Raw genomic sequence first — 19,693 nt, forward strand, 5'->3', positions numbered from 1 at the left:
TTTAGAACTCACAGACTAAAAATGCTATAATCATATGTATGCTAAAAAAAGGAGTAACATATCATGTATGACATTAAAAAATGGAAACATATTTTTAAATTAGATCCTGCAAAGTCAATTACCGATGCACATTTAGAGATGATTTGTATGTCGGATACCGATGCAATTATCATTGGCGGGACAGATGATGTTACTGAAGATAATGTTGTTCATTTAATGAGTCGAGTTAGAAGGTATTCGCTACCTTTAGCATTGGAGATTTCTAATGTAGAAAGTGTAGTGGCTGGTTTTGATTGTTATTTTGTACCAAGTGTATTAAATAGTAGTAATGTTAAGTATCATAATGGCATTTTATTAGAGGCACTTAAATCATATGGACAGATGATTGATTTTGAAGAAGTTGTGTTTGAAGGTTATGTTGTTCTAAATCCAGATTGTAAAGTAGCACAATTAACACAAGCTCAGACAAAGTTAGATCAAGAAGATATTGAAGCTTATGCACAAATGATTAATGATATGTACAAGCTACCAGTTATGTATATTGAATACAGTGGTACATACGGTGAAATTGAAATGATAAAATCAGCATCAGCAATGTTAACCCATACACAATTATTCTATGGTGGTGGCATAAATAGCTTTGACGAAGCACAAGACATGGCTGCTTATGCAGACACAATAATAGTTGGCGATATTATATATACAGATATAGATAAAGCATTAAATACAGTTAAGATAAAGGAGTCACATAAATAATGAATGCATTAGTTAATAAGATGAATGACGAGCAAAGCCAAGCAGTAAGAACTACAGAAGGGCCTTTACTTATAATGGCAGGTGCAGGATCGGGCAAAACACGTGTGTTAACACATCGCATTGCTTATTTGTTAGATGAAAAAGATGTGTCTCCATATAATGTTTTGGCGATAACCTTTACAAATAAAGCAGCTAAAGAAATGAAAGAACGTGTTGAAGCATTGGTTGGTGAACAAGCTCAAGTTCTTTGGATGTCCACATTCCACTCTATGTGTGTGAGAATTCTTCGTAGAGATGCAGACAGAATTGGAATTGAACGTAATTTTACAATTATTGATCCAACCGATCAAAAATCTGTTATTAAAGATGTATTGAAGAATGAGAACATAGATAGCAAAAAATTTGAGCCTAGAATGTTTATTGGGGCTATTAGTAATTTAAAAAATGAATTAAAAACACCTGAAGATGCACAAAAAGAAGCTAATGATTACCATACTCAAATGGTAGCTACAGTGTATAAAGGTTATCAACGACAACTTACAAGAAATGAAGCATTAGACTTCGATGATTTAATCATGGTAACTATCCGCTTATTTGAACGAGTACCAGAAGTATTGGACTACTATCAAAATAAATTCCAATACATACACGTGGATGAATACCAAGATACCAATAAAGCCCAATACACATTAGTTAAATTATTAGCTAGTAAATTCAAAAATTTATGTGTTGTTGGTGACTCCGACCAATCTATCTATGGTTGGCGTGGTGCGGATATTCAAAATATTCTATCATTTGAAGAAGATTATCCAGAAGCAAAAACAATCTTCTTAGAACAAAACTATCGTTCAACAAAAAATATTTTAAATGCAGCCAATGAAGTGATAAAAAATAATTCAGAACGTAAACCTAAAGGGTTGTGGACTGGTAATACAGATGGAGATAAAATTCATTATTATGAAGCGACGACAGAGAGAGACGAGGCGGAATATGTTGTTCGTGAAATTATGAAACAGCAACGCAACGGCAAGAAATTTAAAGATATGGCAATTTTATATCGTACAAATGCGCAATCACGTGTACTTGAAGAAACATTTATGAAATCGAATATTCCATATACTATGGTTGGCGGTCAAAAGTTCTATGATAGAAAAGAGATTAAAGATCTATTAAGTTACTTACGTATTATTGCAAACAGTAATGATGATATTAGTTTGCAACGTATTATCAATGTTCCTAAACGAGGTATCGGACCATCCTCAGTAGAGAAAATCCAAGCTTATGCTGTACAAAATGACTTGAGTATGTTTGATGCATTAGCAGAAGTAGATTTTATAGGTTTATCAAAAAAAGTAACGCAAGAATGTATTAACTTTTATGATGTTATGCAAAATATTATAAAACAACAAGAGTTTTTAGAAATTAGTGAAATTGTAGAAGAAGCTTTAACAAAATCAGGTTACCGTGAAATGTTGGAACGTGAACAAAGTTTAGAGTCGAGAAGTAGATTAGAAAATATAGATGAGTTCATGTCTGTTCCAAAAGATTATGAAAAGAATACACCATTAGAAGAACAGTCATTAATTAATTTCTTAACAGATCTATCACTAGTTGCAGATATTGATGAAGCACAAATCGATGACGGTATAACACTAATGACGATGCACTCTGCCAAAGGTTTGGAGTTTCCTATCGTATTTATTATGGGCATGGAAGAATCACTATTTCCACATATAAGAGCAATTAAAAGTGAAGATGAACATGAGATGCAAGAAGAAAGACGTATCTGCTACGTAGCTATTACACGTGCTGAAGAAACTTTATATATCACACATGCTACTTCACGAATGTTATTTGGACGTCCACAATCGAATATGGCTTCAAGGTTTTTGAGAGAAATACCAGAAGAGTTAGTGGAAAATGATAATAAATCTAAAGCTAAATCAGCGAATAATGGATTTAAATCAGCAACGAAACAACCGGCCAAAAGAGGTTATAGTCAACGGGCGGCTACTTCGAAGAAAACTCAAGTATCTACAGATTGGAAAATCGGTGATAAAGTGGTTCATAAATCTTGGGGTGAGGGTATGGTAAGTAATGTCAACGAGAAAAATGGTTCAGTAGAATTAGACATTATTTTTAAATCCGAAGGTCCTAAACGTCTGCTTGCACAATTTGCACCGATTGAAAAGAAGGGGGAATAGTTCGTGGCTGATTTACAATCACGTGTGAATGACTTACATCAACTTTTAAATCAATATAGTTATGAATATTATGTTCAAGACAGCCCATCCGTGCCTGATAGTGAATATGATAAGTTATTACATGAACTCATTGATATTGAAACAGCTCATCCAGAATATCGTACAGAAGATTCACCTACTGTTCGTGTAGGTGGAGCTGCACAATCAACCTTTGAAAAAGTAGCACATGATACCCCGATGTTGAGCTTAGGAAATGCCTTTAACGAAGAAGACTTGAGAAAATTCGATCAACGAATACGCGATCGAATCGGTGATATAGAGTATATGTGTGAATTGAAAATTGACGGGTTAGCGGTATCTCTTAAATATGAAAACGGCAGATTTATACAAGGTTTAACGCGTGGTGATGGTACGACAGGTGAAGATATCACTGAAAATTTAAAAACGATACATGCCATTCCATTAAAAATTAAAGACTCTAGAACTTTTGAAGTTCGTGGTGAAGCATATATGCCAAGACAATCCTTTATTGATTTAAACCAAGCGAAAGATACCAACGGTGAACAACCATTTGCAAATCCGAGAAATGCAGCGGCAGGCTCATTAAGACAATTAGATTCTAAATTGGCAGCAAAACGAAAATTAAGTGTGTTTTTGTATAGTGTAAATGATTTTACTCAGTTTAATGCAGATACTCAAAGTGAAGCGTTAGATGAATTGGACCAATTAGGATTTAAAACAAATCAAGAGCGTCAACGTGTACAAACTATAGATGAGGTCATGGCGTATATTGAAAAATGGACTGAACAGCGTGAAAAGTTACCTTATGATATTGACGGTATTGTGATAAAAGTAAATGCATTGGAGCATCAAGAAGAATTAGGCTTTACTCAGAAATCACCAAGGTGGGCGATAGCATATAAATTTCCAGCTGAAGAGGTTATTACTGAATTGCGTGATATCGAGTTAAGTATCGGTAGAACTGGTGTGGTGACACCTACAGCGGTTTTGAATCCAGTTAAAGTAGCAGGAACTACGGTTTCTCGAGCATCATTACATAATGAAGACTTGATTCATGATAGAGATATTAGAATTGGTGATAGTGTCGTGATTAAAAAAGCAGGTGATATCATACCTGAAGTTATTAAAAGCGTGTTAGATAGACGTCCTAATGATGCACAAGTTTATCACATGCCGACACATTGTCCGAGTTGTCAACACGAGCTAGTGAGAATTGAAGGAGAAGTTGCACTTCGTTGTATTAACCCTAAATGCCAAGCTCAATTGATTGAAGGCTTGATTCATTTTGTATCAAGACAAGCAATGAATATCGATGGCCTTGGCACAAAAATTATTCAACAACTTTATGAAAATGAGAAAATTAAAGATGTTGCCGATATTTTTTATCTAACTAAGGAAGATTTATTACCGCTTGATCGTATGGGTGAAAAAAAGGTAGACAACTTATTAAATGCGATTGAAATTTCTAAAGAAAATTCATTAGAACAACTGCTATTTGGTTTAGGTATTAGACATTTAGGCGTAAAAGCAAGCCAAGTACTCGCTGAGAAGTATGGATCAATAGACCAATTATTTAATGTATCAGAAGAAGATTTAATCAATATTCATGATATTGGACATAAGTTAGCACAATCAGTAGTAACTTACTTAGAAAATGAAGATATCCGTGCTCTAATAAATAAATTAAAAGAAAAAAATGTTAATATGACATATAAAGGCGTGAAAACAACAGAGATTGAAGGTCATCCAGAGTTTAAAGATAAAACGATTGTACTCACAGGTAAGTTACATCAAATGACAAGAAATGAAGCTTCAAAATGGTTAGAACTTCAAGGTGCAAAGGTAACAAGTAGTGTTACAAAAAGTACAGATTTAGTAATTGCAGGTGAAGATGCAGGTTCTAAATTAGCGAAAGCTGAAAAGTTTGGTACAGAAATTTGGTCAGAAGAAGACTTTGTTAAAAAACAAAATGATATCGAGGGATAGAGGAGATAATGCATGAAACGAACGATTATACTATTCATCTCAGCAATTTTTGTATTATCAGCATGTGGCAATGATGATGAAAATAAAAAGCAAGAATCCAATGACAATGAACAACAGCAAGAATCCGGTTCTGTGAAAAAAATAGCAACTGACAAAAATGTACAAGGTAATAATTATAGAACGATTTTACCTTTCAAAGAAAGCCAAGCACGTGGTTTATTGCAAGATAATATGGCGAATAGCTATAACGGTGAAGATTTTGAAGACGGCCTATTAGAACTAAGTAAAGAAGTATTCCCAACAGATGAATACTTATATCAAGATGGTCAGTATCTAGATAAAGATATGATTAATGCGTATTTGCAACCTAAATATACAAAATCTGAAATTGATAAAATGGATGAAGATGAAATCAAAGAAAAAAAAGCTAATGAAAATCTAGGCTTGAATCCTTCACATAGGGGAGAAACTGATCCTGAAAAAATCGCAGATAAGTCACCAGCATATTTGTCTAATATTTTAGAACAAGATTTCTATAGTGATGGTGATACAAAAGGGAAGCATATTAAAGGAATGACTATTGGTTTAGCCATGAATGGTACATATTATTATCAAAAAGAAAAAAATGGTGAATCTTACAGTAAAGATTTGAAAAATAAAGAAATTAAAAAACAAGGACAGCAGATGGCGAGCGAAATTCTGTCTAGAATACGTGAGAATAAAGAATTAAAAGATATACCTATTCATTTCGCAATTTATAAACAATCTGGTGAAAATTCAATTGCCCCAGGTGAATTTATGAGTGGCACGACAGTTGAAGAAGGTAAAACACGTATCAACGAATGGAATGATATCAATCAAAAAACTGCTTTATTACCTTCTGAAGAAGCAGCAGAAATAGATGATAATTTAAATTCAGACTTCAAACAATTTAATGATAACTTGCAAAATTATTTTAATAACTTTACACAAGCAGTAGGTACTGCGAAGTTTGAAAATAAAAAAGCAAAACAACTATCTGTAGATGTACCAATTGATTATTATGGCAAAGCAGAAACAATTGGTATTACGCAATATGTTACAGAGCAAGCAGAAAAATACTTTGATGGCATTGATGAATATGAAATTCATATTAAAGATGGTAATAACCCTAAAGCATTAATCAGTAAAACCAAAGAGGATAAAGAACCACAAGTACACATTTACAAAAACAATAATTAATACTAATACAGTGTTTGAGCAAACATAAAGCATCAACAGTTATAGTTAAGAAAACACCCTATAAGGTATGCACTAATAAGTGTCTACCTTATAGGGTGTTTTATATTATTCTTTGATTATTTTTTTTACATTATCTAGGTCACGAGCTACAAAATCACCAGGAGTTTTAGTGAATTTACTTACAAAGACAGTTACTAAAACACTAGCTATAAAACCAGGAATAATCTCATACATTCCAAAGATTTCATTGATTGAAGCGAGAGGCTTAATCCAAGCAATCCAAATAATTACGATTAAAGCACCGGTAATCATTCCACTCAATGCACCTGTGCGCGTCAATCCTTTCCAATATAAAGAAAAGATTACAAGTGGACTGAATGCAGCACCGAAGCCAGCCCATGCATTTCCGACTAAGTTTAAAATAGTGTCATTAGGTGACCAAGCAATCCAAATGGCTACAATGGCAACTAATAATACCGATAAACGACCAACCATCACAAATTCTTTTTCATGCGTTTTAGCTTTGTCTTCACCACGTATAAGCTTATAAAAATCTTCAGTTAGCGAACTAGAAGTTACTAATAACTGTGAAGAAATGGTGCTCATGATTGCGGCTAAAATAGCTGCTAATAAGAAACCACCCACTAATGGATGAAATAATATTTGACTCATAATAATAAATAATGTTTCTGGATCTTCCATCTTGATATTACGCTCAGAAATGAAAGCAATTCCAGTTAATCCTACGGCTACAGCGCCTATTAGGCCAATAACCATCCAGCTGATACCTAAACGTCTGGCTTTTGGTAATAGTTTATGTGTCTTAATAGACATAAAGCGGACAATAATATGAGGTTGCCCGAAATAACCCAATCCCCAAGCAAGTAAAGAGATAATACCTAATACAGTCGTCCCTTTAAAAAAATCTAAGTTTGTAGGTTTCATCTCAGCAACTTGTCTAAATGTATCAATACCGTCAAGTTGAATCAATGCCACGATAGGTACCATTACCATTGCAATAAGCATGATTACCCCTTGGAAGAAATCAGTAATTGAAACAGCAAGATAACCTCCGAAGAACGTATAAAATATTACAATGGCTGCTACTAATATGAGTCCTAAGTGATAATTTAAACCAAAAGCACTTTCGAATAGTTTTCCACCTGAGACAAAACCAGAATGTGTATATAATGTAAAAAACACAACAATTATTAATCCTGAAATAATTTTTAAATAGTTATTTCTATCATCTAATCTATTTTTGAAAAAATCTGGTAACGTTATGGCATCACCAGCAAGTTCAGTATATACGCGAAGTCTTGGCGCTACAACAAAGTAGTTTATGTAAGCACCTAAGGATAACCCTATAGTAATCCACATTGCAGATAACCCTGTACTATAAACTGAACCAGGAAGCCCCATAATCATCCAACCACTCATATCAGAAGCACCTGCAGAAAGTGCAGTGACATAAGGGCCAATGCTTCTCCCCCCAAGCATAAACTCACTTAAATTGCCCGTAGATTGTTTATATCCGTAATATCCAATGAATAATAAGACAACAAAATACACTGCAATCATGATATAAGTTTGCCAACTTGCATGAACTTGATTGGCTAAAGAAGTACCCAATATCATCATGATTCATCATCTCCCTTTGTTTAACATATTAAATTGTATTACATGAATTATTATACAGTTAAATTAATGTAGAGAGTAGCTTTTTATAAAATAATAATAAAATCACACTATAACAGCAGAATCGCAACCACGTATAGACCGAAGTAAAATTACTCTATTTATAAATAAAGACGAATGATTATACATTACTAGTATTTTCACTAACTGATATTAATAAATATTTGCTAATAGTTAACAATAAATCATAATATTATGTAGTAAAATAAATATAAATAGCTTTAATTTAGGCTTATTGTTGAAAAACTTAGATTTTTAGACGAAATTTTGGTACAATTTTGTAATGAATGAGTAAAAAGGAGGCTTTTATTTAATGGCTAAAGTTACACGTGAAGAAGTTGAGCATATAGCTAATTTAGCTAGACTTCAAATTACTGAAGATGAAACTACTGAAATGCAAGGTACATTAGAAAGTATTTTGAATTTCGCCAACCATATTGATACAGCAGATACAAACGATATTGAACCAACATATCATGTTTTAGATTTACAAAATGTATTACGTGAAGATAAAGCAATCGAGGGCATTCCTCAAGAGCTTGCATTAAAAAATGCTAAAGAAACGGAAGATGGACAATTCAAAGTCCCATCTATCATGAATGAGGAGGACGCTTAAGATGACCATCCGTTATGAGTCTGTTGAAAATTTGATCAACTTAATTAAAAACAAAGAAATAAAACCTTCACAAATTGTGAATGATATTTATGATGCTATTGAAGAAACTGATCCTACAATAAAATCATTTCTTGCCTTAGATAAAGAAAATGCTTTGAAAAAAGCTCAAGAATTAGATGAATTACAAGCAAAAGACCAAATGGAAGGTAAATTGTTCGGTATTCCAATGGGCATTAAAGATAACATTATTACTGAAGGTGTAGAAACAACTTGCGCAAGTAAAATGTTAGAAGGGTTTGTACCTATCTATGAATCTACTGTAATGAAAAAATTACATAATGAGCAAGCGGTACTTATCGGTAAAGTTAACATGGATGAATTTGCAATGGGTGGTTCTACGGAAACATCTTACTTCAAAAAAACAATAAACCCATTTGATCACAGTGCAGTACCTGGTGGTTCTTCTGGTGGTTCAGCAGCAGCAGTTGCCGCAGGACTTGTTCCATTTACTTTAGGTTCTGATACAGGTGGTTCAATTCGTCAACCAGCAGCATATTGTGGAATTGTAGGCTTAAAACCTACCTATGGCCGCGTATCTCGTTTTGGTTTAGTTGCGTTTGCATCTTCATTAGATCAAATCGGACCATTAACACGTACCGTTAAAGATAATGCTTTAGTGTTAGAAGCCATAACAGGTTTGGATGAAAATGATTCAACAAGTGCACCTGTCGAGGATTCGGACTTCACTTCAGACATCGGTAAAGATATTCAAGGACTAAAAATTGCATTACCTAAAGAGTACCTTGGTGAAGGTGTTTCAGAAGAAGTGAAAGCTTCAGTTGAACAAGCAGTAGAAACATTAAAAGATTTAGGCGCAACAGTTGAAGAAGTTTCATTACCAAATACTGAATACGGTATTCCATCTTATTATGTTATCGCATCATCTGAAGCTTCATCAAATCTATCCCGTTTTGATGGTATTAGATATGGTTATCATTCACCAGAAGCTAATTCATTAGAAGAATTATATAAAATGTCTAGAAGTGAAGGCTTTGGTGAAGAAGTTAAACGTCGTATCTTCTTAGGTACGTTTGCCTTAAGTTCAGGTTATTATGACGCTTTTTATAAGAAATCTCAAAAAGTAAGAACGCTAATTAAAAACGACTTTGACCGTATTTTTGAAAACTATGACGTAGTAGTAGGGCCAACAACACCAACAACTGCATTTAATTTAGGTGAAGAAATTGATGATCCACTTACAATGTATGCGAATGATTTATTAACGACACCTGTAAACTTAGCTGGTTTACCAGGTATTTCCGTTCCTTGTGGTCAATCAAATGGTCGACCAATTGGTTTACAATTTATTGGAAAACCTTTCGATGAGAAGACGTTATATCGTGTCGCTTACCAATATGAAACAAAATTTAATTTTCATAATGAATACGAAAAATTATAAGGAGTGGAAATCATGCATTTTGAAACAGTTATTGGACTAGAAGTCCATGTTGAGTTAAAAACAGAATCTAAAATGTTCTCTCCAGCACCAGCACATTTTGGAGCAAAAGCTAACTCAAACACAAACGTAATTGACCTTGCATATCCTGGAGTATTACCAGTCGTAAATAGACGTGCTGTTGATTGGGCAATGAGAGCTTCAATGGCACTCAACATGGATATTGCAACAGAATCTAAATTTGATCGTAAAAACTATTTCTATCCAGATAATCCAAAGGCGTATCAAATTTCACAATTTGACCAACCTATTGGTGAAAATGGTTATATTGATATTGAAGTAGATGGTAAAACGAAACGTATAGGCATTACACGTTTACACATGGAAGAAGATGCTGGTAAATCAACACATAAAGATGGCTATTCTTTAGTTGACTTAAACAGACAAGGGACACCTTTAATTGAAATAGTTTCTGAGCCAGATATTCGTTCACCACAAGAAGCATATGCATATTTAGAAAAACTACGTGCAATTATTCAATACACTGGTGTTTCTGATTGTAAGATGGAAGAAGGTTCACTACGTTGTGATGCTAATATTTCATTACGTCCATATGGTCAAGAAGAGTTTGGTACAAAAGCAGAGCTGAAAAACCTGAACTCATTCACATATGTTCGTAAAGGTCTGGAGTATGAAGAAAAACGCCAAGAAGAAGAATTATTAAACGGTGGAGAAATTTTACAAGAAACACGCCGCTTTGACGAGTCTAATGGTAAAACACTATTAATGCGTATTAAAGAAGGATCTGACGATTACCGTTACTTCCCAGAGCCAGATATCGTACCTTTATATGTAGATGAAGCTTGGAAAGAACGTGTTCGTCAAACTATTCCTGAGTTACCAGACGAAAGAAAAGAAAAATACGTGAACGAATTCGGCTTACCTGCTTATGATGCTCACGTATTAACTTTAACAAAAGAAATGTCTGATTTCTTTGAAGGCGCAGTTGCTGCAGGTGCCGACGTTAAATTAACTTCAAACTGGTTAATGGGTGGCGTTAATGAATATCTAAATAAAAATCAAGTAGATTTATTAGACACGAAATTAACTCCAGAGAACTTAGCTGGGATGATTAAATTAATTGAAGATGGTACTATGAGTAGTAAAATTGCTAAAAAAGTGTTCCCAGAACTTGCTGAAAATGGTGGGGACGCAAAACAAATTATGGAAGATAAAGGTTTAGTTCAAATTTCGGATGAAGCTACACTTCTAAAATTTGTGAATGATGCATTAGATAATAATGAACAATCAATTGAAGACTATAAAAATGGTAAAGGTAAGGCGATGGGCTTCTTAGTTGGACAAATTATGAAAGCTTCAAAAGGCCAAGCTAATCCTCAATTAGTGAATCAATTATTAAAACAAGAATTAGACAAGCGATAAAATGATAGATAGGATTGCTTAATTTTAGAAGTAAATCCTATAAAATGTTCGGGCCTGTAGACAAAGACTGTTTACGGGCCCTTTCATTTATTTATAACTTCGTACTTATTCAATAAAATTCAACCTAAATGCTTTTATCATGTAACTAAATCATTTAATATAGATAATGAGTAAACGAAGTTGAGGGATAAAATATGAGAAAACGAGCTAGAATCATTTATAATCCAACATCAGGTAAAGAATTATTTAAACGAACATTACCAGATGTTTTAATTAAATTAGAAAAAGCAGGTTTCGAAACGAGTGCATACGCAACGGAAAAAGTTGGAGATGCAACGACCGAAGCTACACGTAGTTTAGAGCAAAATTATGATGTATTAATAGCTGCAGGTGGTGATGGCACACTTAATGAAGTAATCAATGGAATTGCGGAACAACCCAATAGACCCAATATAGGGATTATACCTATGGGGACTGTCAATGACTTTGGACGTGCGTTACATTTGCCAAGTGATATTATGAGTGCCATAGATGTTATTATAGAAGGACACACGACATGCGTAGATATTGGTAAGATGAACAGTCGTTATTTTATAAACTTAGCTGCTGGAGGACAACTAACACAAGTTTCATATGAGACACCAAGCAAGTTGAAATCCATTGTTGGACCCTTTGCTTATTATATAAAAGGCTTCGAAATGTTGCCGCAAATGAAAGCTGTTGATATTCGCATTGAATATGACGACGAAGTTTTCCAAGGTGAGGCATTATTATTCTTATTAGGCTTGACGAATTCTATGGCGGGCTTTGAAAAGCTAGTACCTGACGCTAAATTAGATGATGGTTATTTTACGTTAATCATTGTGGAAAAAGCCAATCTTGCTGAACTAGGACATATTATGTCATTAGCTTCAAGGGGAGAGCATACTAAGCATCCTAAAGTCCATTATAAAAAAGCGAAAGCAATAAGCGTTTCATCATTCGTTGATATGCAATTAAATGTGGATGGAGAATATGGTGGTAAACTTCCGGGTAATTTCTTGAATTTAAAACAACATATAGAAGTATATACACCGAGTGACATTAATAATCAAGAGTTAATAGAGCAATAATAAATTAAATGAGCTTGAATCCTTTGTGACTTTTAAGGTAAAATAAATAGTCGAAAAAATTAAAAATACAACGACGAGGTTAGGTACAGACATTAGATGCTCCTAACCTCTTTTAATGTGGGGTGAAATAATGAATGTAATAGAAAAGAATGAAGTAAGAGAAGGGCAAGTCATTGATTTAACACATGAAGGGCATGGTGTCGTTAAGTTAGATAGGTATCCAATTTTTATCCCAAACGCATTGATTAATGAAACGATAGAATACAAAGTCATAAAAGTTAAGAAAAATTTTGCTATTGGAAAACTCATTGATATTAAAGCGAAAAGTGAAGAAAGAGTTGAGCCTCCGTGTGTATATTACTATAAATGTGGAGGATGTCAGTTACAGCATATGACTTATCAAGCTCAATTAAATATGAAAAAAGAACAAGTTATTAATTTGTTTCAACGCAAAGCTGGATTTAAAGATACTGTAATTCACGATACAGTTGGTATGGATAACCCTTGGTATTATCGTAACAAATCACAAATTCCAGTAGGAAAAAATGATGAACAAAATGTTATTATGGGTTACTATCGACAAAGAAGTCATCAAATTATAGATATGGATGAGTGTTTGATACAAGATAATATTCATCAAGATGTGATGAATAAAATTAAATTATGGTTCAATGAGCTTAACGTGAGTACTTATAATGAGCATAAAAAGCAAGGACTTATGCGTCATGTTGTCATTAGAACGGGCCACCATTCAGGAGAACTCATGGTCGTTTTTGTGACGAATGGTAAAAAGTTCAAGCAAAGTGCAATTATGGTTGAAAAATTATTGACTGCTTTTCCTAACATAGTAAGCATTAAACATAATATTAATGATACACATTCAAATGTTATTATGGGTCAAACTTCTTATACTTTATACGGTAAAGATGAAATTCAAGATACGTTATCAGATGTTACATTTAAAATAAATGATCAATCTTTTTATCAAATTAATTCAGTACAGACTGAGAAATTATACCAAAAAGCCATAGACTACGCCGAACTTCAAGGTGAAGAAACAGTGCTAGATACGTATTGTGGTATAGGAACAATTGGTCTCTATATGGCACCTAAGGCTAAGCATGTTTATGGTGTGGAAATTGTGGCTGAAGCGATTGCAGATGCGCAACAAAATGCGACCTTAAACCAGTTTGAAAATACTACTTTTGTCTGTGGTAAGGCAGAAGAAGTTATTTTAAAATGGAAAGCAGATGGTATTAAACCAGATGTAGTAATGGTTGATCCACCACGAAAAGGGTGTGACGAAAGTTTCTTAGATACATTATTAGAATTAAATCCTAGAAAAATCGTCTATATTTCTTGTAATCCATCAACACAGCAACGTGACGCTCAACAATTAGCAACACAATATAAATTAACTCAAATTACGCCAGTTGATATGTTCCCGCATACAACACATGTTGAAACAGTGGCCCAATTTGAAAGACGTTAGACGACAGTAGTATAGACAAATATTGTGTGGAATTTATTTTTAAAAATTGTTAGCTCAACATTGCAGATTATTGCAAATCAAGTAAGTTTATTAAAATTCAGTTACAAGCAACTAACTTTCTTGAAATGCCCTTTATTAGTGGTTACAATCGTTGTATACTTTAGGTAATAGAGAGCGAGATGGAGGGCTTACTAATGTTTAAAATTGAATTACTTTCCAGCAAAAAAGCATTGGAAGGTTTCATGCTATTTCAATTTACTATAGTGATGATTAGCATTTTATTATTTTATAAATTAGCATATACGTTTACACATATAATCGAACAGAATATTTTATTTAACGTTTTGTACGGTGTTGCAGGCTTCGCGATAGTTTATGTCTTACATGAGTTTATCCATAATATTATGTTCCGCTTGTTATCAAAAGGCAATAAACCTACGTATCGTATTCGATCAGGTATGTTTACAACACATATGCCCAATGTTTACTTTAAAAAATGGCAATACATCACTATCATGTTGGCTCCATTAGTTATCGTTACAACAATATTATTAATTCTATTTTCCTTATTTACACTCTCATCCATTATTTTTATTGCAAGTTTCCATATTGGATATTGTTTGTTGGATATGTATTTTTTATCGGGCATATTTAATGGTAAAGTAAAATATATAGAAGATACTGAAGAAGGTATTATATTTTACTTGCAAAGCCCAGCGCAGTTTCCGGCAGAAGTAGAATAAATATATGGAATAAAATATTTAATTTATTTTTATCACTTGTTAGTTGTTAGCTTGCAAAAGTGCGTTGATTTTTCAACATAAAGTACTTTTAGAGCAAGTATCAGCTAACTTTTTTTATGTTTATAATGATGTGAGCAAATATAAAGTTCAAATAGATGTAACAAGTTAAGATAATAAAAAAGGAAGGAATTTCATAAGTATAGGAGGTGAGCGCATTGACAGAAAGACGTATCATTCATATAGATATGGATTATTTTTTCGCACAAGTTGAAATGAGAGACAACCCTAAACTAAAAGGAAAGCCCGTCATTGTAGGTGGTAAAGCGAGTAACAGAGGCGTAGTTTCAACGGCATCGTATGAAGCAAGAAAATACGGTGTACATTCTGCAATGCCTACCGCTCAAGCACATAAATTATGTCCCAATGGTTATTATCTTTCTCCGCGATTTGAGGCCTATAGAACGGCTTCTGATCAAATTATGAAAATATTTAAAAGTTATACAGACATTGTTGAACCGTTGTCATTGGATGAGGCTTATTTAGATATCACACATTTAGTAAGGGCGGATTTAGCAGCATCCCAAATAGCGCAATATATACGTAGAGATATATTTGAGCAAACAGGATTAACTTCCTCGGCAGGCGTTTCTTATAATAAGTTTTTAGCGAAATTAGCCAGTGGTATGAATAAACCTAATGGGCTTACTGTGATTGATTATGATAACGTGCATAAAATATTGATGGGGTTAGATATTGGTGACTTTCCTGGAGTAGGAAAAGCTTCAAAAGAAAAAATGCATGAACATGACATATATAATGGACAAGATTTGTTTAACCAAAGCGAACGAGAACTCATAAGATTGTTTGGTAAACGTGGACATGGTTTGTATAATAAAGCGAGAGGTATAGATTATAATCCAGTAAAGTCTACTAGAATTAGAAAGTCAGTAGGTACTGAACGTACATTTGCTATGGATATGAATGATGATGACCAAATCCTGCAAAAGCTTTGGGAATTGAGTAATAAAACTGCAGAACGCTTGGCGAAATTACAAAAGTCAGGGAAGACAGTTACAGTGAAAATAAAAACATTTAAATTTGAGTCACTATCTAAACAGCGAAGTTTAAGAGATCCTATAAGAAATGAAACAGATATTTATAATATTGCATATAGTTTATACACTGAGTTAAAAGATGCTGATATACCTATTCGTTTAGTTGGGGTAACAGTAGGGAGTTTAGAAAAAGCTACATTTGAAAATATGACAATCTATGATTATATATAATGTGTGATCAAAATATGAAAAAAAGACGAGTGAAAATGACCACCCTTAAAGGCGATTCATTTTTACGCGTCTTTTTCTTTTAAATCTTTCCCATAGACATTGAGCATGCTATTTAAGTCATCATAGTGCTTTAATAATCGGAACGTAATCATTGCGCAAGCTTTAGCATCATTAAGCGCATCATGATGGCCATGGAAGTCTAAATTATAATATTCCATCATATAATTTAAACCGTAACGATGGTGTTTAATCGTTCTACGTGCCAATTGTAACGAACAAAAGTATGTCATGTTCGGTGTAACTGTACCAATAGCTTTGATACTCTCATGTAAAACATTCATATCAAATGCTGCGTTATGTGCTACGACAGGTAAGCCATCGATAAATTGCATCATATAAGGAAATACTGCATCAAACGTTGGTGCATCAGTCACTTCGTCTGCTTGTATACCATGGACAGCAATATTTTGTTGTGAAAAATAATCGTTTGGATTCACTAAAGTGTGAAAAGTTTCTGTGATTTGATGATTAACGACTTTCACCATACCGACAGAACAAATACTTGTACGTTTACCATTTGCAGTTTCAAAGTCTAAAGCAATGAATGCGTCAGATTGCATTAAGCAAGATTCCTTTCTATATATCAATATGTAATGACTTTATATAATTCTATTCTGTTAGTCAAGTTAACTAGATTAGATAAGTTTTAATTTTAATAGGGAGTAGAAAAATTAAATAGAAGTTATTATCAAGGGTTTACAATGAATGATTTGGGATATAAATGAAGTATATAGCTGAGACGAACGTTTTAACGGAATTAAAAAATTCTCCACTTCAAATTATTTGTTGAAGGGAGAGTCAATCTGAGACCTATGAACTTAAGTTGTACAAGTCAATGATATATTGACGAATTTATTCTTCGTTAAACGTGCGGGCAGCAAGTTCTTTTTCGTATAAGTAAAGCGTATTACTATCGTCCCCAATGCGTTTTAAATAATCAATATGTGTTTCAAACATAGATTCTTCTTCAACTTGTTCATCTAAGAACCAATTTAAGAATGAAATAGTTGCATAATCTTTATCTTCATTCGCTAAGTCAGATAAATTATAGAACCTACGTGTAACATCTTTTTCTTGAGCTAGACCATCTTCAAAAGTTTCAAGGATGCTATTGAAATCTGATTTTGGCGCAGGGATAGCTGTAAATTTAGCGTGTTCGCCACGATCGTTAATATAGTCATATATTTTTTGTCCGTGGAATCTTTCTTCCTTCGCTTGTTGAATATAAAAGTTTGCGAAACCTTCATAAGATCCATTGTCACAATATGCAGCCATAGCCATGTATGCATGGGCAGCGAAAAATTCATGATTCATTTGGTCATTCAAAGCATCTAATAAGTCTTTTTTCAACATAAGTGATAGCCTCCATTTATCGTTTTTTAAAGTATATCAAATCTATTCTCATTAGTAAATAATAATAATTATAATCTGGGAATGAAAATGGCAATTAGCGTTGAGAATTGTTTGGAATACAACTTAATCGTGTTATAATATTTTGAGTGGAGAGAAGAGGAGGAAGTAGATGAGACGTTGGACTGCAACTCGATTAGCAATAATGGCGAGAAAGGCCAGCAAAGCCGTTGGAAAAAAGGGAACGGACTTACCTGGTCAAATTGCTAGAAAAGTAGATAAAAATATATTAAGAAAATTAGCATCTCAAGTAGACGAGATTGTTTTTATAAGTGGCACAAATGGGAAAACAACAACTTCAAATTTAATTGGGCATACACTAAAAGCAAACAATATCGAGATCATACATAATAATGAAGGTGCGAATATGGCTGCAGGTATAACTTCAGCGTTTATTTTGCAAATTAAGCAAAATACTAAAATTGCGGTTATTGAGATAGACGAAGGCTCAATACCGAGGGTACTTAACGAAGTCACGCCAACAATGATGGTTGTCACTAACTTCTTCCGTGACCAAATGGATCGTTTTGGGGAAATAGATATTATGGTAAATAATATTGCTAATGCGATTAGTAACAAGGGAATAAAACTGTTGCTAAATGCAGATGATCCATTTGTAAGTAGGTTGAAGATCGCAAGTGATACAGTTGTTTATTATGGTATGAAGGCACATGCCCATGAATTTGAGCAGAGTACAATGAATGAGAGTCGCTATTGTCCTAACTGTGGTCGCTTATTACATTATGATTATATTCAATATAATCAAATCGGTCATTACCATTGTGAATGTGGTTTTAAACGAGAAGATACGAAATATGAAGTATCGCATTTTGATTTAACACCATTTATTGATTTAAGTGTGGACAATACAACATTTAATATGAAAATTGCTGGAGATTTTAATGCTTATAATGCAATTGCTGCCTATACTGTATTGAAAGAATTAGGTCTAAATGATGCAGCGATTAAAAATGGTTTTGAAACGTATACTTCAAATAATGGTCGTATGCAGTACTTTAAGAAAGATGAGAAAGAAGCAATGATAAACCTTGCTAAAAATCCAGCGGGAATGAATGCAAGTTTATCAGTTGGTGAGCAACTCGAAGGTAGTAAAGTTTATGTTTTGAGCTTAAATGATAATGCAGCAGATGGCAGAGATACATCATGGATATATGATGCAGACTTTGAAAAGCTAAGAAGACAACAAATTGAGGCGATTATAGTAACAGGAACGCGTGCAGAAGAATTACAGCTCAGACTAAAATTAGCAGGTGTGGAAACACCAATTATTTTAGAAAAAGATATATATAAAGCCACTGCTAAATCTATGGATTATAAGGAAAGCTTTACGGTTGCGATTCCTAACTATACTTCTTTAGCGCCAATGTTAGAACAATTAAACCACTCTTTTGAGGAGGGGCAAATTAAATGAATGAATTGACAGTTTATCATTTCATGCCTGATAAATTAAATCTATATAGTGATATAGGTAATATCATCGCTTTAAGACAACGAGCAAAATTACGCAATATAGATTTGAAGGTTAGAAATATTAACGAAACAGAAGGTGTGACACTCGATCAATGTGATATCTTCTTTATTGGTGGTGGCAGTGATCGGGAACAAGCACTTGCTACTAAAGAATTAAGTAAAATCAAAGATAAATTAAAAGAAGCGATTGAAGCCGGTATGCCTGGCTTAACAATATGTGGTGGTTATCAGTTTTTAGGCAGTAAATATATTACACCCGATGGTACAGAACTTGAGGGATTGAATGTATTGGATTTTTATACTGAATCACAAAAAGACAGACTTACTGGGGATATTGTAATCGAAAGTGATACATTTGGTACGATTGTAGGATTTGAAAATCATGGCGGTCGAACGTATCATTCTTTCGGTACATTAGGTAACGTTACTTACGGTTATGGTAATAATGATGATGATGCTAAAGAAGGTATTCATTATAAAAATTTACTTGGAACGTACTTACATGGGCCTATATTACCTAAAAATCATGAAATTACTGATTATTTATTAGAAAAAGCTTGTGAACGCAAGGGCATTCTTTTTGAACCAAGAAATGTAGATAACACAGAAGAAGAAGCCGCTAAGCAAGTTATCATTAACCGTTCAACACATAAATAAATTTATAAATCGCAATTTGGATATTGAATTTAAAAAGAGGC

16 protein-coding genes are annotated in these 19,693 nt (G+C 33.5%); 13 read left to right on the forward strand and 3 right to left on the reverse strand.

The annotated features are described in order from the left end of the window. The first annotated feature begins 63 nt into the window (after positions 1 to 63). From pcrB to PYW31_RS04450, 4 genes are read left to right on the forward strand one after another with little or no spacing between them, the layout of a single operon-like run. Positions 64 to 756, forward strand: a complete 693-nt coding sequence (gene pcrB, locus PYW31_RS04435; protein WP_046837902.1) for a heptaprenylglyceryl phosphate synthase — start codon at positions 64 to 66, stop codon at positions 754 to 756. Beyond that, the gene (gene pcrA / locus PYW31_RS04440) at positions 756 to 2,960 is read left to right on the forward strand and encodes a DNA helicase PcrA (protein ID WP_046837901.1); all 2,205 of its coding nucleotides are present in this window, start codon (positions 756 to 758) and stop codon (positions 2,958 to 2,960) included. Before pcrB ends, pcrA begins: the two co-directional genes overlap by 1 nt. 3 nt (positions 2,961 to 2,963) lie before the next feature. Then, positions 2,964 to 4,967 carry an NAD-dependent DNA ligase LigA gene (gene ligA / locus PYW31_RS04445; RefSeq protein WP_046837900.1) on the forward strand — a complete coding sequence of 668 codons (2,004 nt, stop codon included), beginning with the start codon at positions 2,964 to 2,966 and terminating at the stop codon, positions 4,965 to 4,967. A gap of 12 nt (positions 4,968 to 4,979) precedes the next feature. Continuing rightward, a complete protein-coding gene (locus tag PYW31_RS04450; protein WP_046837899.1) occupies positions 4,980 to 6,188 on the forward strand; it encodes a CamS family sex pheromone protein in 1,209 nt (402 codons plus the stop codon). 105 nt (positions 6,189 to 6,293) lie between these two features. Here PYW31_RS04450 and putP read toward each other — a convergent pair whose 3' ends face one another. Further along, positions 6,294 to 7,829: a sodium/proline symporter PutP gene (gene putP / locus PYW31_RS04455; protein WP_046837898.1), complete on the reverse strand. Its 1,536-nt coding sequence runs from the start codon at positions 7,827 to 7,829 to the stop codon at positions 6,294 to 6,296. 370 nt (positions 7,830 to 8,199) lie between these two features. Here putP and gatC point away from each other — a divergent pair, with 370 nt between their 5' ends. From gatC to dinB, 7 genes are all read left to right on the forward strand, one after another. Next, the gene (gene gatC, locus PYW31_RS04460; RefSeq protein WP_046837897.1) at positions 8,200 to 8,502 is read left to right on the forward strand and encodes an Asp-tRNA(Asn)/Glu-tRNA(Gln) amidotransferase subunit GatC; all 303 of its coding nucleotides are present in this window, start codon (positions 8,200 to 8,202) and stop codon (positions 8,500 to 8,502) included. 1 nt (position 8,503) lies between these two features. Beyond that, entirely contained in the window at positions 8,504 to 9,961 is a 1,458-nt protein-coding gene (gatA, locus tag PYW31_RS04465) for an Asp-tRNA(Asn)/Glu-tRNA(Gln) amidotransferase subunit GatA (protein WP_046837896.1), read from the forward strand. A gap of 12 nt (positions 9,962 to 9,973) precedes the next feature. Further along, on the forward strand, positions 9,974 to 11,401 hold the full coding sequence (gene gatB / locus PYW31_RS04470) for an Asp-tRNA(Asn)/Glu-tRNA(Gln) amidotransferase subunit GatB (protein WP_046837895.1): 1,428 nt from the start codon (positions 9,974 to 9,976) through the stop codon (positions 11,399 to 11,401). A gap of 194 nt (positions 11,402 to 11,595) precedes the next feature. Beyond that, complete coding sequence (locus PYW31_RS04475) at positions 11,596 to 12,513, forward strand: diacylglycerol kinase (RefSeq protein WP_046837894.1); 918 nt, start codon at positions 11,596 to 11,598, stop codon at positions 12,511 to 12,513. A gap of 130 nt (positions 12,514 to 12,643) precedes the next feature. Next, entirely contained in the window at positions 12,644 to 14,005 is a 1,362-nt protein-coding gene (rlmD, locus tag PYW31_RS04480; protein WP_046837893.1) for a 23S rRNA (uracil(1939)-C(5))-methyltransferase RlmD, read from the forward strand. A 194-nt stretch (positions 14,006 to 14,199) separates the two neighbouring features. Next, positions 14,200 to 14,748, forward strand: coding sequence for a DUF3267 domain-containing protein (locus PYW31_RS04485; protein ID WP_046837892.1), 549 nt, complete (start codon positions 14,200 to 14,202; stop codon positions 14,746 to 14,748). A 215-nt stretch (positions 14,749 to 14,963) separates the two neighbouring features. Further along, entirely contained in the window at positions 14,964 to 16,034 is a 1,071-nt protein-coding gene (gene dinB, locus PYW31_RS04490; RefSeq protein ID WP_046837891.1) for a DNA polymerase IV, read from the forward strand. A gap of 62 nt (positions 16,035 to 16,096) precedes the next feature. Here the strand turns inward: dinB and PYW31_RS04495 are convergent, their stop codons facing one another. Together PYW31_RS04495 and ftnA are read right to left on the reverse strand one after the other, a co-directional pair. Then, positions 16,097 to 16,654: a 3'-5' exonuclease gene (locus PYW31_RS04495; RefSeq protein ID WP_046837890.1), complete on the reverse strand. Its 558-nt coding sequence runs from the start codon at positions 16,652 to 16,654 to the stop codon at positions 16,097 to 16,099. Between the two features lie 292 nt (positions 16,655 to 16,946). After that, positions 16,947 to 17,447 carry an H-type ferritin FtnA gene (gene ftnA, locus PYW31_RS04500; RefSeq protein ID WP_046837889.1) on the reverse strand — a complete coding sequence of 167 codons (501 nt, stop codon included), beginning with the start codon at positions 17,445 to 17,447 and terminating at the stop codon, positions 16,947 to 16,949. A 169-nt stretch (positions 17,448 to 17,616) separates the two neighbouring features. Between ftnA and murT the strand changes: the two genes are divergently transcribed. Together murT and gatD are read left to right on the forward strand one after the other, a co-directional pair. After that, on the forward strand, positions 17,617 to 18,936 hold the full coding sequence (gene murT, locus PYW31_RS04505) for a lipid II isoglutaminyl synthase subunit MurT (RefSeq protein ID WP_046837888.1): 1,320 nt from the start codon (positions 17,617 to 17,619) through the stop codon (positions 18,934 to 18,936). Further along, positions 18,933 to 19,652 carry a lipid II isoglutaminyl synthase subunit GatD gene (gene gatD, locus PYW31_RS04510; RefSeq protein ID WP_046837887.1) on the forward strand — a complete coding sequence of 240 codons (720 nt, stop codon included), beginning with the start codon at positions 18,933 to 18,935 and terminating at the stop codon, positions 19,650 to 19,652. The genes murT and gatD overlap by 4 nt, the downstream gene beginning before the upstream one ends. The last annotated feature ends 41 nt before the right edge of the window (positions 19,653 to 19,693 follow it).

Source organism: Staphylococcus succinus (assembly GCF_029024945.1).
In the GTDB taxonomy this organism is placed as follows: Bacteria; Bacillota; Bacilli; order Staphylococcales; family Staphylococcaceae; genus Staphylococcus; species Staphylococcus succinus.

Bases quoted from the DNA above. Each gene is read 5' to 3' on its own strand.
- PYW31_RS04485 (WP_046837892.1), top strand. From the start codon at position 14,200: ATGTTTAAAATTGAATTACTTTCCAGCAAAAAAGCATTGGAAGGTTTC.
- rlmD (WP_046837893.1), top strand. From the start codon at position 12,644: ATGAATGTAATAGAAAAGAATGAAGTAAGAGAAGGGCAAGTCATTGAT.
- PYW31_RS04475 (WP_046837894.1), top strand. From the start codon at position 11,596: ATGAGAAAACGAGCTAGAATCATTTATAATCCAACATCAGGTAAAGAA.
- gatA (WP_046837896.1), top strand. From the start codon at position 8,504: ATGACCATCCGTTATGAGTCTGTTGAAAATTTGATCAACTTAATTAAA.
- pcrA (WP_046837901.1), top strand. From the start codon at position 756: ATGAATGCATTAGTTAATAAGATGAATGACGAGCAAAGCCAAGCAGTA.
- murT (WP_046837888.1), top strand. From the start codon at position 17,617: ATGAGACGTTGGACTGCAACTCGATTAGCAATAATGGCGAGAAAGGCC.
- ftnA (WP_046837889.1), bottom strand. From the start codon at position 17,447: ATGTTGAAAAAAGACTTATTAGATGCTTTGAATGACCAAATGAATCAT.
- PYW31_RS04450 (WP_046837899.1), top strand. From the start codon at position 4,980: ATGAAACGAACGATTATACTATTCATCTCAGCAATTTTTGTATTATCA.
- pcrB (WP_046837902.1), top strand. From the start codon at position 64: ATGTATGACATTAAAAAATGGAAACATATTTTTAAATTAGATCCTGCA.
- PYW31_RS04495 (WP_046837890.1), bottom strand. From the start codon at position 16,654: ATGCAATCTGACGCATTCATTGCTTTAGACTTTGAAACTGCAAATGGT.
- putP (WP_046837898.1), bottom strand. From the start codon at position 7,829: ATGATGATATTGGGTACTTCTTTAGCCAATCAAGTTCATGCAAGTTGG.
- gatD (WP_046837887.1), top strand. From the start codon at position 18,933: ATGAATGAATTGACAGTTTATCATTTCATGCCTGATAAATTAAATCTA.
- gatC (WP_046837897.1), top strand. From the start codon at position 8,200: ATGGCTAAAGTTACACGTGAAGAAGTTGAGCATATAGCTAATTTAGCT.
- gatB (WP_046837895.1), top strand. From the start codon at position 9,974: ATGCATTTTGAAACAGTTATTGGACTAGAAGTCCATGTTGAGTTAAAA.